The 19415-nt window shown below is 41.9% G+C and carries 16 protein-coding genes; 14 read left to right on the forward strand and 2 right to left on the reverse strand.

Going from position 1 to position 19415, the window contains the following annotated elements:
* Positions 1–2: 2 nt before the first annotated feature.
* The 12 genes from FLL46_RS24130 (at position 3) to FLL46_RS24185 (ending at position 16376) form a co-directional block, all read left to right on the forward strand.
* Positions 3–1619 (forward strand): hypothetical protein, encoded by a 1617-nt coding sequence (locus FLL46_RS24130; protein WP_142934546.1) that lies wholly within the window; start codon positions 3–5, stop codon positions 1617–1619.
* The gene (locus FLL46_RS24135; RefSeq protein ID WP_142934547.1) at positions 1612–4434 is read left to right on the forward strand and encodes a hypothetical protein; all 2823 of its coding nucleotides are present in this window, start codon (positions 1612–1614) and stop codon (positions 4432–4434) included. The genes FLL46_RS24130 and FLL46_RS24135 overlap by 8 nt, the downstream gene beginning before the upstream one ends.
* Positions 4427–4735: a hypothetical protein gene (locus FLL46_RS24140; RefSeq protein WP_142934549.1), complete on the forward strand. Its 309-nt coding sequence runs from the start codon at positions 4427–4429 to the stop codon at positions 4733–4735. The genes FLL46_RS24135 and FLL46_RS24140 overlap by 8 nt, the downstream gene beginning before the upstream one ends.
* 83 nt (positions 4736–4818) lie before the next feature.
* Positions 4819–5226 (forward strand): hypothetical protein, encoded by a 408-nt coding sequence (locus tag FLL46_RS24145; protein ID WP_142934551.1) that lies wholly within the window; start codon positions 4819–4821, stop codon positions 5224–5226.
* Positions 5227–5282: 56 nt separating this feature from the next.
* Positions 5283–5699 carry a hypothetical protein gene (locus FLL46_RS24150; RefSeq protein WP_142934553.1) on the forward strand — a complete coding sequence of 139 codons (417 nt, stop codon included), beginning with the start codon at positions 5283–5285 and terminating at the stop codon, positions 5697–5699.
* Entirely contained in the window at positions 5699–6283 is a 585-nt protein-coding gene (locus tag FLL46_RS24155; protein WP_142934555.1) for a hypothetical protein, read from the forward strand. Before FLL46_RS24150 ends, FLL46_RS24155 begins: the two co-directional genes overlap by 1 nt.
* Positions 6276–6863 carry a hypothetical protein gene (locus FLL46_RS24160; RefSeq protein ID WP_142934557.1) on the forward strand — a complete coding sequence of 196 codons (588 nt, stop codon included), beginning with the start codon at positions 6276–6278 and terminating at the stop codon, positions 6861–6863. The genes FLL46_RS24155 and FLL46_RS24160 overlap by 8 nt, the downstream gene beginning before the upstream one ends.
* Before the next feature lies 1 nt (position 6864).
* On the forward strand, positions 6865–7122 hold the full coding sequence (locus tag FLL46_RS24165; protein WP_142934559.1) for a bacteriocin: 258 nt from the start codon (positions 6865–6867) through the stop codon (positions 7120–7122).
* Complete coding sequence (locus FLL46_RS24170; RefSeq protein ID WP_142934561.1) at positions 7119–8405, forward strand: hypothetical protein; 1287 nt, start codon at positions 7119–7121, stop codon at positions 8403–8405. Before FLL46_RS24165 ends, FLL46_RS24170 begins: the two co-directional genes overlap by 4 nt.
* Positions 8405–14167 carry an LPD38 domain-containing protein gene (locus tag FLL46_RS24175; RefSeq protein WP_142934563.1) on the forward strand — a complete coding sequence of 1921 codons (5763 nt, stop codon included), beginning with the start codon at positions 8405–8407 and terminating at the stop codon, positions 14165–14167. Before FLL46_RS24170 ends, FLL46_RS24175 begins: the two co-directional genes overlap by 1 nt.
* Positions 14168–14472: 305 nt before the next feature.
* The gene (locus FLL46_RS24180) at positions 14473–15387 is read left to right on the forward strand and encodes a S1/P1 nuclease (RefSeq protein ID WP_168204307.1); all 915 of its coding nucleotides are present in this window, start codon (positions 14473–14475) and stop codon (positions 15385–15387) included.
* A gap of 635 nt (positions 15388–16022) precedes the next feature.
* Positions 16023–16376 (forward strand): hypothetical protein, encoded by a 354-nt coding sequence (locus FLL46_RS24185; protein WP_142934567.1) that lies wholly within the window; start codon positions 16023–16025, stop codon positions 16374–16376.
* A 2-nt stretch (positions 16377–16378) separates the two neighbouring features.
* Here FLL46_RS24185 and FLL46_RS24190 read toward each other — a convergent pair whose 3' ends face one another.
* Complete coding sequence (locus tag FLL46_RS24190; RefSeq protein ID WP_142934569.1) at positions 16379–17065, reverse strand: SOS response-associated peptidase; 687 nt, start codon at positions 17063–17065, stop codon at positions 16379–16381.
* 4 nt (positions 17066–17069) lie between these two features.
* Positions 17070–17588 (reverse strand): hypothetical protein, encoded by a 519-nt coding sequence (locus FLL46_RS24195; RefSeq protein WP_142934571.1) that lies wholly within the window; start codon positions 17586–17588, stop codon positions 17070–17072.
* Positions 17589–17987: 399 nt separating this feature from the next.
* Here FLL46_RS24195 and FLL46_RS24200 point away from each other — a divergent pair, with 399 nt between their 5' ends.
* Positions 17988–18707 carry a hypothetical protein gene (locus tag FLL46_RS24200; RefSeq protein WP_142934573.1) on the forward strand — a complete coding sequence of 240 codons (720 nt, stop codon included), beginning with the start codon at positions 17988–17990 and terminating at the stop codon, positions 18705–18707.
* 269 nt (positions 18708–18976) lie between these two features.
* The gene (locus FLL46_RS24205) at positions 18977–19300 is read left to right on the forward strand and encodes a hypothetical protein (RefSeq protein ID WP_142934575.1); all 324 of its coding nucleotides are present in this window, start codon (positions 18977–18979) and stop codon (positions 19298–19300) included.
* The last annotated feature ends 115 nt before the right edge of the window (positions 19301–19415 follow it).

Below are 19415 nucleotides of genomic sequence, written 5' to 3' on the forward strand. Positions count from 1 at the left end.
CGATGACGAGGATCAGAATCAATTCTTTCGGAGGTATTGCGCCACGACAAGACCCATTAAAACTCCGTGGTGATCAAGCACAGGTTGCAAACAACTGCCGCCTATTCTCTGGCTCCCTGGAATCATGGAGAGAGTCGATCGATGATGTTAATCTTCCATCAATACCTACAACGATTTTTCGTTATGCCGCTAATCAGTGGTTACAATGGAATTCTGACGTTGATGTGGTACGTTCTCCTGTACCTGATGATCAGTTTGGTCGTGTTTATTGGACTGGTGATGGTGATCCTAAAATGGGCGTCGCTGGAGAAATAAACGCCGCCTCACCTTATCCAACTGATAGTTACACTCTTGGAATACCAGCACCGGCCACGAAACCAAGTGGTGCTCTTAATGCACATTCAAATCCTGCCTCAGGTGCTAGCGAGGAAGAACAAAGAACGGTCTTCTATGTGTTTACCTATGTTTCAGCATACGGTGAAGAAGGTCCGCCAAGTCCAATTTCTGATGAATTTGAACCAAACGAATTGCAACGAGTGGATTTATCAAACCTGGTTAATCCAGGTGCTGGTGATCACAATATTACAACTAAAAGGATTTACCGAACCTTAGAAGGTGAATATGTTTTTGTAGCAGATATTCCTCTTGCTCAAACGACCTATATTGATGAAATAAAAGATTCTGAAACAGGCGGTCCGTTAGTCAGTGAAGAGTGGTATTCGCCAAGTGCAACTCTTGAAGGGTTAATCTCTTTACCTAATGGTGTTTTAGCTGGTTTCAAAGGCAACGAAATTCGGCTGAGTGAACCCTATGTCCCACATGCTTGGCCCCCGAGTTATTCGCTTACGGTAGATTATGAAATTGTAGGGCTGGCAAAACTTAACTCTTCAATTGTAGTTCTAACAAAAGGCTTTCCTTACATCTCTCACGGGATCCATCCGAGTGCTTACTCGTTGGAAGCCATCGAAATTAACCAAGCATGCATCTCTAAAAAATCGATTGTCGAGGCGGGGAGTTCGGTGTTATACGCGTCACCTGATGGGCTTGTGAGAATTTCGGGTGGGGCGAGTGTACTGACTGAGCCATTGATGAAAAAAAAGGAATGGCAAGCTCTAAATCCTTCGAGCATCGTTGGCGTTTTTCATGATCAACGCTACTACGGTTTTTATGATGCGACTGCAAACGGCGGTTTCAAAGCTGGATTTATTATCGATCCAACAGAGCCGCAGGCCGGCTTAACTCAACTCACGCAATATTCGGAATGTTTATATTTAGATCTTGAAGAAGATTCAATTTTCTTTACTGAAGAAAACTCGACACAAATCAAAATATGGGATGAAGCACTAACACTACAAACTTATACCTGGCGATCAAAAGTATTTGTGACACCGAGACCGGTCAATTTTGGTTGGTTGGAAATTAGAGCGAGAGGGTACCCAGTTAACTTCAAAGTTTTTGCTGATGGCAACAACGTATTTGAGGGTACGATAACTAGTCGCGACGCCATTCGAATGCCTGCGGGATTTCTTGCCGATGAATGGGAAATTGAAGTCTCTGGAACCGAACGGATTAACAGTATTACATTAGCGCAATCAGCGAGAGAGTTGCGCGATGGTTAAAGTCAAACGGTTACCGGCTATTCCAGCTGTTGGTGGTTCGGTACCAAAGTCATTGCATCCAATTTTAAATGCAATCAGAAGCAACTTAAATCAAATGAACGGGCAGGTTGGCAATGATCCTCTTGTCTCACTATCGGAATTAACCAATCGATTATCACTCATCAATGACAACGACTCGTCGAGCAATATTTCGTCGGTGAATTTTTTTGAGGACTGGAGTTCTCGATCTTCGAAAGATTGGCATGAATACCTTGGCGACACCAATATTTCATTTCCACAGAATGGTGAAGTTGGTGGGCATGTATTAAATGCCAGCGGATACACCTGGCGGATCCATAAAGATTTGATCCCCTACAATGCTGAATGGATTTATCGAGTGAGCTGCAGAATCCGCAGAACCGTTGCAGCAACAGATCCATTAAAAGAAAGAGTTTTCGCTGGTATTACGGGTGTTAGCTCAGATGGTCGCACGTTAATTAATGTCAATGGCACTGATACGTTTTCGTCTCAACATTATGCCGCAACCAGTGGTTTTGATATGAGTCAGGTTCCAATAGGAGAGTGGCAAACTTTCAACGGCTGGTTTTCTGGGTATGGCGTTTTTACATCTAATACGGAAACAAACCCAACACCATTGACAGCTGGTATCGCGTACATTCGCCCAACTTTCATCTTAAATTATAATGGTGGTGATGGTGAAATGGAGTGCGACTTTTTTTCAATTGAGTCGGTTTCAAGAGGCGCCATTGGTGCAGATGGTGTTGATGGAAAGTCCGTCGCCCAACTCACTATCTATCGTCGTGCAGCTTCTCAACCAGCCACACCGGTAGGTGGTAGTTATAATTTTAATACCGACATAATTGGAGCCCCAACAAATTGGTCAGCTAGTATTCCGCCAGGAACTGATCCTTTATATGCATCGGTTGGTATCGCGTCAATCGATGGGACCGACGGAACTGATACAACAATTACTTGGGGATTACCTGACATTCTTGCGCAGAATGGTTTAGATGGTTCCAACGGCTTTAACGGCATAGACGGAACTAATGGAACCTCAGTTTACTTGGCGAGAGTATTTAAGCGCCAAGCGAGTGCACCAGCAACCCCGCCGGACAATAGTGCTACTTACAACTTTAGTACGAACACGTTAACACCTCCTAGTGGATGGTCTGATACGATTCCTGCTGGTACTGATCCACTTTATGCTACTGAAGCCACGTTCGCAGCTCCTGGGGCTACTGGTACTGACTCGACACAAACTTGGACGACTCCTGTCATTTTTACACAAGACGGTGACGATGGTAATGATGGAGTAAATGGTCAGAGTACGTATCTTTTCTCAATTTATAGACGCGCAAGCTCTGCACCAACGACGCCTGTTGGTGGTAGTTTTAACTTCGGAACGAATGTGCCAATTGCGCCGGCAGGTTGGTCCGTTAGCCCGCAGGCCGGAACCGATCCGCTTTATGTGAGTACGACATTAGCAAGCGTGTCTGGGGATACAGGAACGGATTCGACATTAACCTGGTCGGTGCCTGAAATTTTAGTGAGAGACGGTGCTGACGGCCTTGATGGAGCTACAGGTAGTGATGGGAAATCAGTTGCTCAGTTAACTGTTTACAGGAGGGCAGCAAGTTCACCAGGTACGCCGTCAGGCGGTAATTATGACTTTGGAACCGACAGCATAACTGCGCCGGCTAACTGGTCGCCGTCAATCCCTGCCGGTACAGATCCATTGTATGCATCAGTTGGTATCGCATCGATAATCGGTTTGAGTGGCGTCGATAATTCAATTGTTTGGGGGGCGCCAGACATACTTGCTCAAAATGGAGAAGATGGTGCTGATGGAAGTAATGGTACGAATGGCACAAACGGAACGAACGGTTTATCAGTTTATCAGGGCAGCGTGTATCGACGAGCTAGTACTGCACCAGCAACGCCAGCTAATAATAGTGGTTCATACAATTTCGGAACCAACACACTGACACCCCCACCAGGTTGGAGTTCATCAGTTCCAGCCGGGAGCGATCCGCTTTATGTGAGTGATGCGAGTTTTTCTATCCAGGGAACAACTGGGACTGATTCAATACAAACATGGACCACACCAACCATCGCCGCGCAAGATGGTCAAGACGGACAAAATGGGAATAATGGCAATGATGGTGCTGATGGAACCAATGGGCTGAGCACGTATCAGTTTAGCGTCTATCGTCGTTCAAGTTTTGCACCGAGTACACCGGTTGGCGGGAGCTTTAATTTTGGCACTAATACACCGACTGCACCGTCGAGTTGGTTCACAAGCGTCCCATCAGGTGACGATCCTTTATGGGTCTCTCAAGCACTCGCTAGCGTTTCCGGTGATACTGGAACAGACTCGACCTTAAGCTGGACTGTTCCGACAATCATGGCACAGAATGGCAGCGGAACCAGCGATTTTGTCAACATGCCGAGCCAGTTCAGCTCCGAAGCGATAGGCGCTTTACCTCAAACTGCGACCATCAAATTTAAGCGAGATGGAACCATAGAGCTCGATGGCGGACCGAATTCAAATTGGAATGCAGGCGCTCCACAAACAACCCTTGGTGATAACTATGATGTACGTTGCTCGCAAATGATTTCCGGAAGTTGGGATATTCAAGCGGCTGCGGTTGGAACTTGGGTGGCTCTTTCATCTGATCGATCTTGGATGGTTCTACGCACATTAATGGAAGGCGCGGGAAGTGATACTGCAAGCGGAATTTTTCAAATTAGGAGAAGCGGAGAGACAACAATACTTGATTCATCAACCGGGATAGGAGAGGCCGCAGATGCCTGAACCATTTGAGATCATTTACGAGGACGAAACTGTTATATCTGGCACCACTAAAGCAGAATTCGAAGCCGCGCCCAATGCTGGTATACAGTTTCTTATCGTGCAGTATGAAGACGGACATATAGAAAAACATAAAGCATTAGATACTTACGAATATCAAGGTGCAACGAAACCTGGCAGCTGGACAACTCTGGAAAACTTCGAGACTTTAAAGGGGCGTATTCTAGAGCTTTCGAATCTCATGGTTGCGCCAGTATTAACGCGTCGTGAAGAAAGAGCTTTGGAGCGAGCTAGAAACGCCTGAACTGGATAGATTTTCAGAGATGAGCTGTTTGATAGACTAAAAAACTATTGAACGCAATCAGCTCATTTCAGAGGTTAAATTTCATGGCGTTAGAAACCCCCTTAAAAACCCCAAATGGCATTGAATTAAAAAAAGCCTTACTCGTAATCACCATGCTTTCAGACAGTTGTACTGATAATTTCCATTATGCTGTTCAGTCTCAGATGGTTAAGGAACCCTCAGGCAATATGGTCACTAAGTATGATCCCGTGAGCAAAGAAAACCGCCGGCGTCATACAAATTACCAGGTAAGTATTTTCGGTTCCGAAAAATTATTGAGAGAGGGGCAACCTCCTATTGGATTAATGATCAATGAAGAAAATCAGGAAGCCGGATTTCTGTTTGAGCCCGAGGATAATGATAAGCAGTTGATTGAACAGGCTTATGAACACTTAAACCAAATTTATCCTGATGCCAAGCAGATTAATATTTCTGACTTAGGGCTGTATTAAGTTGGATAGATTTTCACTTTTGCTATTTTTGTTAGATTAACTGTGAAGTCGGTTAAATGATTGAAATACCAGCAGCGACCGATATACGAATTCCAGAAACGCGCCAACGCGTTATGCTCGCATTATCGAAACTACATCAACGGTATAAAACGGACTGGAAACCAGAAGATGTATTCGCCGAGTGTGTGAATGGTAAAGCCGAATTATTCGAGAATAAGCAAGGTTTTATTATTCTTAAAGTAAATACCAATCGTTTTAACTTACACAAGACATTATTTATTTGGATTCTTCATTCATACCAGGCTTCTAACAATGTTTTGGCAGAAGAACGATATTTTGAGTGGCTAAAAGCACTGGCAAAGGATGTTAATGCAAAGTCCATTCAATTTGAAACCTACCGAGCAGGCTATGAAAGAATATTACCGAAAGAATGGCAGACTAAAATGATTTCTTATAGTTGGAGCGTTGAATAATGGGCGGCGGTGGCAGTAACGAGGTTCCCGAAACCGAAGAAGAAAGAGAACTCGCACGAGTCGCAGGAGATAAGTGGAATGACTATGTTGGTCGCTATATTCCCTTTGAGAACGAATTTATTCAACGAATTGAAGTAACGAATCAAGATCGCGATAACTTAAGAGGAATTGCAACAGCAGGGGTAAATTCTGCGTTTGGAAAAGCAAGGCAAAATGTTGTTAACCAGGAGCTACAGGCTGGCGCTAAACCTGGCTCGGGCCGATTTGATGGAGCGTTGGAACGAGTGTTAAAAAAGCAAGGTCGTTCACTGGGATATGCGAACACTGATGTAAACAATGACATGAATGAACAGCAAGTTCGCGGCTTAGAATCTGCAATTTCAATTGGCCGAGGAAAAGAAGCTGATGCGTTTCGTGGATTTGGCGAGCTTGCGGCTGACGCGCATAGTCAAGCTGTCTCAGATGCTGAATCGGCTTCGACTCGATCACTCGGTAATGCGCGCGCAGTAGGAACTCTGTTGGGCGGCGCCACTCGACTCTACAACAGCGATACCAAACCAGAGGATTCACCAGCGAATGGATAGATTGGAATACATGCGTTTGATGAACTATTTCAATCCGAATCAGTCACGTCATGTTTCTCGTATTAATGATGGTACGCATTTTGGTGGAGGGGCAGGAATTGGATATTACGGCGGCGGACAACTTATCGGTCCAGGTGATGCGAATAGAAGAAGCCCGTACAATCCGATCTCAAATGCCCGAACTATTAATTATCATCCCAATTCAGATGCGGCAGACATTAATGCCGATTTAATTCGCGCCGAATACGAAGATTATCGACAACGCTATTTACCATTGGAAATCGAACTGATGCGTTTAGCTTCAGATCCCGAAGAAAAAAGAGCGGCAATCAACAGGGCTGGTGATGAAGTAAATTCAGGATTTGAAAGTGCAGCTAAACAATCCGCAATGACGGCTCAGCGGTATGGTATTCGTGATCCTTCTTTGCGAGTCGGCGCCGAACGCAACAGGAACCTGTCTAAATCTGCAGCGATTGCCCAAGCGAAGAATCAAACGCGTGTTGCTCACAACGATCTACAAATGCGGATAATGGCCGGCTCTCATAATAACAGTTCTAATTCAAGATTAAGTGGAGGCTAATATGGCAGGCGTTATTGGCTTAGGAAGACAAAACGCAACTGACGCAAGACAGGGCTTTTCTCGTGTTGCACAGATGCAAACACAACGCGAAAACCAAAATGATTTAAATGAAGCTGCTGAAGATGCGGCCCAGACTTCGAATACTGCGACGGGCGCAACGGTTGGTTGGATGGCTGGCGCTCAAGCTGGATCGGTTGGTGGTCCCGCTGGAATGGCAATGGGTGCAGTCGCGGGTTTTTTACTGAGTGAATGGCTATGAGCACAAAAGCACAAGCGTTAATTGATGGAGCTATGAAAGGTTATGAGTTCGTTGATGGTATTCAGCGTCGTAATCAACGAGATAAAGAACGACAGGAAGATCGTGCGGAGCAAGCAAAAGATCGTGAGCAGCAGCGTCGCATGAACGATCAGAGAATGACTGAGAGTCAAACTCGTTTAGGATTGGCCAGGCAATCACATGAAATGCAGAAGAAGAATTTTGATCGCCAGGAAAAGATGCATGAGCGCAAAGATCGTGGACTAAGTGCAAAAGTTCTTTTCGACAGAATGAACAAACCAGATTATCGACCGACTAAAGCCGATAGGCGGCTGATAAAAGATCTCGATATTGAATTATCTTCTCTTGCTGATGATGCAACTAAATATAATGTTCAGCAATTGACTAATGGCGTTGCCGGTTATTTGTCCGGAAAAGATCGCGGTGCGATTAATTCCCCAAAATTCTTGGGCGCCTTTAACAAAGTTTTCGCGACTAAAATCAATCGCGAATTCGAACCAGGTGTAACGCCGAATTACCCTGGCGGGAAAATAACGGGCAAACAAGTTGCTGGAATCATGCCCGGTAAAAAGCCGGGAACTGTCGTTGTTGACTTATTAATTACCGGTGTAGATAAGGACGGTCAACCATTTGAATACCGTGCACCAGCGACCATCAATCGCTCAACTGACGAGAATGACAAGGTTAAACAAATCCCCGTCGAATTAATTTTAGGCGACATTCAAACCCGGCAGCATCTTGCGAATGATGATCAACAATTATACGCATTAAGAAATCAGCTCAGAGAGATGATGACGATGGGCGGCGTGGAGCCTCAGCCACGATTTAGCGATCCAGAAAGGCTTGGTGCTGGTTTCGTACAAAAAGACCAAAATAATCGAGCTCATGGGATCAGGGGAGTAACGCGTTATGGTGGTGCAGGCTCTATCCCAAAAGACCAACAAATGATTGAATACTACGTCAAGCAACACGGTCTTAAACCTGATGACGCAATCAAGTTAGTCAATTCTAAAAACAGTCGGTCACTTGAGGAACTGGCTTCTGATATTTACCTGATGAAAATCAGGTCGGGTGGGGAGTTCGCCGGTCGCGAAGAAAAAGCAATATGGCTTGATGAGGCTAAAAATGAAGCCAAACTGCTTAAAAACTTCAAGAACGAGCATAGTGATAATTCGGGTAAAGAGAGCAAAAAAGAATCTTCAACTGATCGTAAAAAAGGCGAAAATGCCGACGATTACATTAGCCGTGTTCTAGGTGCTGATTAATGCAATGGAAAGAACTCGAGTCCTCAGAAAAATACAAAAATCTGAGTGAGTCAGATCGGGAAGTCGTTCGCGACCAGTATTTTCAAGATTTCATTTCACCCAACTTATCAGATGATGAAAAAGAGTCCGGTTATTCCAATTTTAGAAAGCTAACCGGCGGCGATATTCAGACAAGTGCGGAATCAACTGATTTTGGTAAACAACTCACCGGCTCAGCGATTCAAGGAGTCGGTCAAGTAGCCCGTGGATTGGCCGAAGGTGCGCGTTCTTTCTTGGGTGAACAATATATTCAACCAAATGATCTGAACTCGCTTTTAGCTGAATTTGAAAAAGAGGGAGTTGATATAGCAAAGCCAGGTTTTCTTCGTCAATCACTTGATCCACTATGGGACGGAGTTAAAAACATCGCAGTCAAAACATTTTCGGATGTGGACTATGAGAAACTTCCAAATTCTCACAAAGCCGCAGTGTTACTTAAGCCATATGTTGAGGAAGCTGAAGCCAGAGGGGAGGTAATCGATGCTGATGTTCTGAAGCGTCTTGCCATGCAGCACAACGCAAACATCACTCAAGGTAAAGGGATTGAAAACAAAGTTGGTAATACCGTTCGTTCTTTCGCAAACGAATATATTTCGGAGCCATTAATAAATATTGGTGAAATAATAAAAGATGATACGAGCTATCGATTTAAAAAAGCGAAAGAAAATTCAATCCCTGATGGGGATATAAATGACCCTTCGACCTGGACTGCTGGTAAAGATCCTAGTTTGCTAGGGTATACGGCACAAGCTGCTGATTTGCTGGGTAATATGCTGCCTCAACTAGGAGCGGCCTATCTGACTCGGGGTCGAAGCTTAAGAGCGCAAATGGGAATAGGTGCAGCAATCGGCTCGATGCAATCAGGAGGGGCAGCTAGTAGGGAAGTAGAAACTGTTATCGATAATCTCACAGATGAAGAATTAGCTGAGCAATCTGAATTCTTTAATCAAGTTGTCAAAATGGGAGCAAGTCCAGAGAATGCCAGAAATGATCTCAAATCTGTACTGGAGCGAGAAGTATTTTCTGATGTTGCGGGAACAACAGCCATTACGGGGGCGTTAAGTGGTTATATATTTTCACCATTGACCAAGCTTGGAGGAAATTCACTGGGAAGTAATATCGCCACTAAAGGGGCCGCTGAAGCAATAACAGAAGGTGCTGAGGAAGTTACCGAAGGTTATACCGAAAAGAGCGCGTATAACGATGCAGGCGGATTTGAAAAAAATCCATGGGAAGGATCGTTCGGGAATGCTGTTCTAGGCGCAATCGGCGGTGGAGTTGCCGGCTCCGTTGCGGGAGCTGGTGGACATAAAGCTCAACTAAGAGAACAACAAAGGCTTAACCAAGAAAAATCTGAAAGTGAGCTGGATAATTCTGTTTCTGATTCATCTTCAGAAGCAATCATAAATCTTAAAGATAAGTTCTCTAAAACTTCATTGTCAATTGAGACCGAACAAGTAACCGTTCCTGAAAGCGATTTTGTTGTCGATTCGGAAGGAAATGCGATACCAAAAGATTACCAACAACCACTTATTGAAAAAGAGGACGTTATTTTTGCTGGTCAAGAAAATAAAAAACAACGACCTGCAAAAGATGGAATGACCGATTCGTTTAGTGAAGAGTATAAAGGCGCCAATTTAAACGAAGATAAACAAGTAGCGGAACATTCAATCGGTAAAGATTTGGAGACTCTTTCAGAAAATGCAAATGAACCGCTTAATTCTGATCTTAGTCAAGAACAAAATTTAGAACAAGAGCCCGAAGTTAAATTAAACAAAAAAATTGAGGAAAAAGTTGCTGATGTTGAACTAAATCCCAGTGAAGCACAAAAAGAAGCAGGCAACTATAAAAAGGCACACGTTAATATTCAGGGTTTAAATATTTCCATTGAGAATCCTAAAGGATCTGAACGTAGTGGAATTGATCCTAATGGTAAGCAATGGAAGAGTAAAATCAATCATCATTATGGCTATATCAAGAGAACTCAAGGTGCCGATGGTGATCATGTTGATGTGTTTGTTGGTGATAAACCTGAAAGCGAAAATGTCTTTGTTATCGATCAAGTTGATGCTAATGGTAAGTTCGACGAACATAAGGTTATGCTCGGATTTGAAAACAAGCAAGAGGCTGTCAACGGTTATCTGAGCAATTACGAGAAAGGCTGGAAAGTCGGGCCAGTTACAGAATTAACTTCTTTCGAATTTAAATCCTGGTTAAAAGAAGGTGACACGAAAAACCCAATTGAGAATGAAGCCAGTCTATATCGCCTAGGACTACAGCTGGGTAACCCGATAACGAAAGGTGCAATTTCGAAATTTCGGGAGCGTGTTGAACATGAATTTCCAAATTCACCGATTTCTTATCATTTGACTGAAGCTGATTTGCCTAGTGGAATCCGAAACAAAATAAAAATCGATGGCAATGGCGGAAAAGTTAAAGGGATCTACTCTGATGGCAAAATCTATGTCGTGGGTGATAATCATAAAGATGTTCGCGACCTAACCAAAACGGTATTTCATGAGCTAGTTGGCCATCATGGTCTGCGGAACTTGTTGGGCGATAAACATAAAGAATTCATCAATAAAGTATGGGATTCAATGAAAGCCTCTGATCGAATCAATACCGCGAGGCGTCATGGTGTTAAGTTAAATAACAAAGAAGTGATTGCCGATGAATACATTGCTGAAATTGCCGAAAATAATACTAATCCTTCTGTACTTGATCGAATTATCGTTTTTCTCAAGGAGTTGTTAAACCCACTTGTAGAGTTAGGAATTTCCAAACGAGACATTCGCATTGCTCTTTCAAAAGCTAAAAGTAAGCTTAAGAAAGGTGAGGTTGGCAATAATTCGCCAACAAGTGATACTCGTTATCGAACAGACGAAAACACCGTCATCACACCAGAAGTAAAAAGATATGATTCGCTAGTTCGTACTTTCCAGGATAAATACGTTAGTTTAAAGCGCACTCAGCAATCAATTGAGAAGCAGGGCAGAGTGATAACAGATGAGGCAAATGTCTACGAAAAAGAAACTTTGATGCATGGTAAAGTCGAGCGTGATCTCGAAATCTTCGAACGTCAACATATCAAGCCGTTAATGCAATACCTGCATAAGCACAAAATCGAGCCCGAAGAACTAGATTTATTTCTCTACGCCAAACACGCTCCGGAACGTAACAAAGCGTTGGTTGAGTTTTATCAGGAGCAAGAAGTAGAGAATGTAAGTGAATCGCTGTCTGGGATGAGCGACGCCGAAGCCAAGCAGATTATTGAAACATTTCAGAGCGAAGGTCGAATTTCTAAGCTCGAAGATGCGGCAAATAATGTCTATCGCATGCTCAATCATAAGAGAAACCTTCTCAAAGAAAATGGTTTATTATCGGATGAAGAATCTGACACCTGGAACAAAAAATATCAACATTATGTGCCATTAAAAGGATTCGCAGCTGATGAAGCAGACGCGTCAAAAGGTTTTATTAAAAAGTGGCTGGCACGTAAAAATGATAAGTTAAGACGTACCGGACAACCTATTGTTGGCCGAGGATTTGCGATAAAAGGCAAAGAATCTCTAAAGGCGCTGGGTCGCCGTACTACCGCAGGCTCTATCCTGGCCCATACCTCAGCAGATGTGGCCGCAGCTATTCTACGTTCTGAAAAGAATAAAGTTGCTCAGTCCTTATTAAAGCTCGTTGAAAATAATCCTGATAAACATTACTGGTCAATTCATACCGCGGAAAACGCCCCAGAAATTAAGTCTCAAAAGACCGGTATGCCAACCAAGATGAATGAAAAGAATATGGCTGATTCGAATGAATTCGTACCGGTCAAAAGGGATGGCAAGCAGTATTACATTAAAATCAATGATCCTGAACTAGTCGCTGCAATGAGAAACATGGGAGTTGATGAAGTTAATGCTGTGATCAGAGCCATGGGAGTAATTAATCGTTATCTTTCGACAGTCAGCACTTCATTAAGCCCTGATTTTATCGTCAGTAATTTCTTTCGTGACTTACAAACGGGTTTGTTTAATGTACTCGGGGAAACTACCAGGGAAGACGGAAAACTTAAATCAGGAAAGGTGAGTGAACTGTTAAATCTCGGCGCTCTACAAGGCGGGTACAAGAAAGCGCTACAAGCAATTTACCGGCAGGAACGCGGCAAACCCATTCGACAAAATAACGAATGGGATAAAGTTTATCGAGAGTTCCTTGATTCCGGCGCCAAGACAGGTTTTTTTGACTCGAAAACTATTGAGCAGCAAGTCCGAGATATTAAGAGGTTAATCGAAATAGAGAAAGGAACCTTTAAAGGGAAAGCAATTAAATATGGGAAAGAATCTCTTAAATTTGTGAATGATTTAAATGCCGCTGTTGAAAATACTACCAGGTTGGTGGCTTTCAAATACGCGCGAGATGTTGGCCTTAGTCAGCAAAAAGCCGCAGTTTTTGCCAAAGATTTAACGGTTAATTTCAATCGTCGTGGGAATTCGACTACGGTTCTAAATGCGACTTACATGTTTGCCAATGCTTCCATTCAAGGCTCGGCTAATTTTGTGCGCTCCTTAGGTCAAAACCCTATCAGTAGAGATCCATTTACTGGTAAACGAAATATCAAATTGACAGGAGCACAGATGGCCGGAATTGCCATGGCTGGCGCTGGCTACATGCTATCCATGCTAGCGAGAGCTGTTGGTGGGCAAGCTGAGGATGGAGAGGATTGGTTTGACAAAATCCCAGACTACATCCTAGAGCGAAATATGGTGTTTTTCCTTCCATTCGAAAAGATGTTTAGCAAAGCATTTATCAAAAACAATCCTGGCTGGTTTGGTAACGCCGGAGAAAAGACCTACATTAAAATCCCATTACCTTATGGCTACAATATTTTTCACAACGTGGGTACTGGCATAGAGCAGACAATCAATGGAAGTAAGCGAAAGAGCAAAACCTGGCTTGGTAAGTTTCTGACATTTTCGGTCTTAGGCTCATTCTCACCCATCGGGACCGCTAATTCAGAAGAATTTGAGACCGGTGTGGTTAAGACAGTAACCCCAACAGTTGCTAAACCCTTTGTAGATATGGCACTTAATGAAAACTATTTCGGTTCTCCCATTTATCAAGACCGACGCTTTATTAATCCCAAAAAGCCTGACAGCTCACTAGGAAAAAATAGGACCTCAGAAGCCTGGAAGGACTTCGCCAAATCAATTAACAAGATAACCGGCGGCGATGAATATGAGAAAGGTTATGTCGATATTGCACCAGAATCTTTCGAATACCTATTTAAGTACGCGACTGGCGGATTCGGTACATTCATCAATAATGTGGTAGATACTAATAATTCCTTGAATGATTCTTATAAAGCTACCGATATTCGAAAATTTCCAATCGCTCGAAAATTAGTAGGCAAAACCCACCCATACCAAGACATCAGTGATTTTTATGACAGAGTTGATGAAGTGATGTTAATTCACCAGAAATTTATCGATTTACCATGGAAGCAGCAGGCGGAATTTAGAGATAAAAACATCGCAGCTCTCAAATTAGCAAGCTTGGGCAAGGCATATAAAGCAAAACTAAAGAAATTCAGGGATAGAGTTAAAGTATTAAGCAGAAAAGATAAACTGACTGAATTCGAGAAAAAACAAATAAAACTTCTTGAGGATGAGCAAAAGAAACTAATTGATAACTTCAATAAAGAATACAGTAAAATCGATGCAAACTAAGTCGCCATAAAAACTGTAATGACTATGACGATTATCAACCAGCTAACCATCAATACCGAAGGCTCAGTAATTAGATCCCATAGCTCCGAAAGAAAGGTCTCTTTCTTTTTGGGATAATATTTATCGACGTAATCTTGAAGTGTCTTATCGTCATGTTCCATGAACACAATAATCGATTAAGTACCGAACAAATTCAAGTAGTAATTATATTTGAATTACCTATTTTTTAGTCGGTGGCGAAAATTTGGCAGAGTCGGCGAACCTGACTATAATAAGTACACTTCAAACTGGAAATGGATGTCATCATGCAGCTCATATTCGCTAAAGTAACTTTAATTTCATTACTCCTGCTTTTTTCGAATGGTACCCACGCACTGAGTCAAAACGGTCATCGCATTGTTTGTGATATGGCTTTTCAACTTTTGAGCAAGAATACACAGAAAAAAGTTAAAGAACTGGTGGACTTGATGCCAAAATGGGATCGAGAGAAATTGAACGACTATCAGAAGGTAGGTGCTTCCTCTAAAGTTAAGTTCTCTAACGCTTGCGTTTGGCCCGATTCAATCAAAAATAACAATCCATGGAACAAGGTAAAGATTTGGCATTATATTAATGTTCAAAGGGATGAATCTGAAGTTCAACTTGATGATTGCTTGGTTGGGTGTTTAATTACAGGTATTAACTTGCACTCTAAAGTAATTAAGAGTGAAAGTGACAAGCTCTCAAAAGCATACGCTCTATATTTTCTTGGTCATTGGTATGGCGATATTCATCAACCACTTCACGTTTCATTCGCGGATGATATAGGTGGGGGTGACACTAAGATTCGAAATTTCAGTGGATGCTCAAATCTTCATAGTGTATGGGATGGTTGTATAATTAAAGAAACGAACCTATCCGAGTCAAAGTTAGCAAAGTCGCTACTTAAATCGATTGCTAACATGAAAGATAATGCTGACTTAAAATCAACATTAGATGAATGGAAATCGTCATCAGTTAAGGATATGGCAAATGAGTCACTTCAAATCGCAATAAAGGAGAATACTGAGTATTGTAAATTGAGCAGCTCCGGAAAATGTGAAAAAATCCCGAATGATCCTGGTAGGCCTTCGCGGGCTTTGCCTGATGATTACTTTGAAAATAATTGGCCTATATTATCAGTTCGGCTTAAGCAGGCAGCTGTGCGGTTGGCTGCACGGATTGAAGATACATTGAATTGATTTTTGAATCACTGAAAATATGAGTAGAGTATATACCTTCCCATGCTTAGTAACGCGACTAGAACTGGAAAGATAAAATCCCATGTTAATCTTCTCAACCCCCAAGCATGAATAGAGCTTTCAGCTTGTTCGCGTATTAGGGATTCCGTATCGACTCTGCTTGCGCGCAGGGCAGGCTCAATTTTTATCCTAGCGTTTTCCCTGGCTTTTAATGAGTTAGTCCCATTCTCAATTAGAGCTAAAGCTAAAAAAGCGCACAAACGATATAGTAGCAATACGAATAGAATGGATGCTATCGAGAATGATTGTGCGGGTGCAACTGTGATTCCGATTCCGGCCAAAGATGCTTTGCCAATTGTTAGTTTTACATTAAAGTCTATGAGCAACATAATAATTGACAGGTATAAAATCGCGGTTCGGTGTTTATAGGTTCGGTCGCCAATTTTACCCACACGCTTTTCGAGATTGTTTAATATATTAGTAATCATTTTTTGGTCGGCTCTTTTGATGGTTTTTTATACAGAAATTCTGACCTAATTCTAAGCACGAGTGCAATTTATAATTTGAGATATTCTTTGATTTTTATCGATACTTAGGTCTAAAATAATACTACTCAAATAAGTAGTTATTGTTTTATGCACTTTACACAGAAACCAATTGCGGAAAATTACCCGGTAACACCGAGTCAATGGAGAGACTTTTATAATGCTTCAGGGTGGATTGTCATCCCACACTATAAGTCAGGTCGTTTACATTATGTTCGGGTTAAAGAAGCTGTAATACCGCCAGTCAAAAACGAGCTTAACGAATATGCACCCAATTTTTATGGTGAAACAGTAAGCTTAATAGTGACAACTTGGTCAGGGAAAGAGATTGGTATTCGTTACTGTAATGAATTACCCGACCTCGATCCGGTCAAATACCCGGTGTTACAGGTCGACATGAATAATGCTATTACGAATCAGCGATGGCTTAAGCCAGGTAAATAAAATTAATGAAATGAATCAATTGTGTTGAACTCATCCTCAACGTATTCGATGCAATGCTCATCTTTATCACCTGGTTTCTTTGCGTATTCTGGAACGCGGTAGGCAACTAATCCGGGGTATTCAGTGGGTGCAACAATAGCCTTTAAATCGTCGACATTCTTATTCGATGTATCGAGCCACGCGGCATGATGGTCATTTAATATCACCGGTGCTCGATGGTGGAATGCTTCCATTTGAGAATTCGGTGAAGTGGTGAGAATGGCAAAGTTGTTATAACTTTCCTCTGGCGTCTCAAATGCCGTCCAGATTCCTGCAAATACGAAAGGGCGCTTATCTTCATAACTAAAGTAATACCACGGCCTATACCCACCTGAGGGACCTTTAGGCTCAAAGAATCCATCAGCAACCACTAAGCACCGGCGATTAAATGCGGAGTGCTTGAACATCTTCCCTTCAAACATGGTTTCAGACTTCGCGTTGATTTTCGCGAAAGATGGTTTAGCCCAGTAAGGCCGGAAACCCCAGCGCATTTGAGTGGTTACTATTTCCCCATCTTGTTCGATAATCACAAGCCCGGAATCAGAGGGCGCGATATTATAAAGGCTATAGTCATTCTCGATAATCAAATCATCGATTTCTGACAGCTTCAAATCAGGGTATCGTTGAGTAAGGGTGTATCTTCCGCACATTGCTTTATTTCCTATTAACTATTTGGTTAATTGAATCCTTGACCGGTATGACGAATTTCCACTCAACTACCTTACACGTCTTTTCTATGACCGGGTCACAGTTGGGCGCTTGTGATTTCGCTGACCAATAAATCAGGTAGGAATACAACAAAACGGTGGCGACAACCCCTAGCGACCATCTCACTATTTTTGAAAACCAAGGAATCCACGCATAAATTGCTTCTTTTATAGTCGCTGCCCTTTTTTTTTGAAATTCTATCTTCTGTTGTTCTAATTCGTTTTCGAAGTAGCGCTCTGTAATTTCTAAGTAGTTGTCAACAGAAGACATTAACTGGTATAACTCATTCGACATTTGTTGATTATTATTTTCTGCATGGCCAAAAAAACCAACAAATAAACGCGAGCTCTTATTACGTTCATTCCCCATGGTGGAATTTTCTAGTAGATTGTCAATTGAATTACGTGAGTTGCGTATGTTTGTCACAGCGCCTAAAAAAGTTTTATATTCTGGTTTTTTACTCATAAATGTACTCCATTTCATATTTATTTTTATTAGGAAAGAGCGGTAAGGCTGAGTTATGAAAATCTTGGTCTATATAAATTGGTTAAATTAATGATTAAAAATAGCAGAATAGCCATACTCTCACAAATAACTCAGAAATCGGCTATCTACAATATTATGCGTTTGCAGTATTATCAATTTTGCAGGTGCTAGTGAGTGTACAGCTGATGCCGGGGCGGGTGAAACCGTCCCTTTCACTTAAGTAGGAGATTTTGAAAACATGAGTATGTTTTTACCCAAAATTTTGGTGGAGTGGTGATCAGAGTAAGCTATACTTTGCGTACACGGAGTGAAGATAGCGATGAAAAAGTCTGAACAGCGATTACGCATGGTATAAGCAAAAAGATTGGGATGATTAAAATGGACGAAGCGGAATCAAAACTTGTACTTGAGCTACTGCATGAACTAAATAAAAAGCAAAGAGTAGCACGGGAAGAGAGTCTGGTAAATCGGCATTTCGGCGCAATCATCACTGCTGTAGTGTCGATTGCTGCTGTTATAGTTTCTTATGTACAAATTGAAGTTGCTAAAGTCAATAAATCTAAGGAATTAGATGTAAAACGACTTGAAAGCGAAAGGCTTTGGAAAATCGAAGCTGCAAAATTTATAGGTCAACACCGAGAGACGATATTTAGTGAAGACGATAGACAGAGACAGATAATGCGTCATGTCATTTCAGTTGCTTTTCCTAAGGAAATTGGTGTAACTCTGCTGGTTAGAGTTAAAAAAGCTAAGAGTGGTGATTTGTTGCGACGTTTCTGGAAGCCCGATGGTATTAATGTCGAAAAGAAGAATGAAGAAAAACTAAAAGCATGGTTAGAAAATTCCGAAATCTCTGGCCCAGGCTCAATAACTATGCTCCTCCATGCAGAATCTTTTGAAGATGCGCGAGTTCGTGCAGTAACTGAGCTAAATTTAGAAGGCCGACAATCCACTATGACAAATGTACCGAATGAACAACTTTCCGAAGTTAAAAATTCTTACTTACAAGAAGGCGCTCAAGTCACTGCTCGACTACAAGTAAATGGAACTTGGACTGTGACTGTAACTTATCCAGATTCAAGTGATGGGGTGATGTAAATAATAGTCACAATCGGCTATTACCTAGGTGTATCTCAGAGGTTTACTATCCACAAATGCAACAATAAATCGTATTATTCTCTCACCGGCTAGTTGTCAGACGCAGCAAATACTAGTAAATGCTCTGTAGTCAGGCTTGTCTCTATTAAAGGGAACTAATCAGGGATATGGGGCGGGTAATACTGTCCTTTTTGGTTTATAATCTCGTTTTGAGTTAATTGGCTACAAATATAGGAAAAACTATGAAATATTGTTGGCTCGTATTTTTTATGATTATTTCATTAAAATCTTTTGCAAAAAGTGTTGATTCTGGAACTGGTTTGCAAATATCTAAAATAACCGTTCACAGTAATTCAAATGCAATCGGCACTGATTGGGAAGGTGTTACCGGAGTTTACCCAAGTAGTTATATTGTATGGAGTGCTGAGACAAATTGTTCGACTAGTATCGTGCTAGTAAAAAAGGACGATTCTCAAATATTGTCAATGATCTTAGCTGCAAAGATGGCAAAAAAAGCCGTGCGTTTTTTTGTTTTTGATAATATAAATATTGATGGTCAGTACTGTTTTGTGAGAGCTATCACAGTTGAATAATGTTCCTTTTAAATGAGAACTGAAGCCCCGCACTAAGCAGGGCTTCAATAACGTCGTTAAACTCCAGCCAGGAGAGTTATAAATATAGACTTACGCGCAAATTTCGTTCGGATTT

Source organism: Aliikangiella coralliicola (genome assembly GCF_007004725.1).
In the GTDB taxonomy this organism is placed as follows: Bacteria; Pseudomonadota; Gammaproteobacteria; order Enterobacterales; family Kangiellaceae; genus Aliikangiella; species Aliikangiella coralliicola.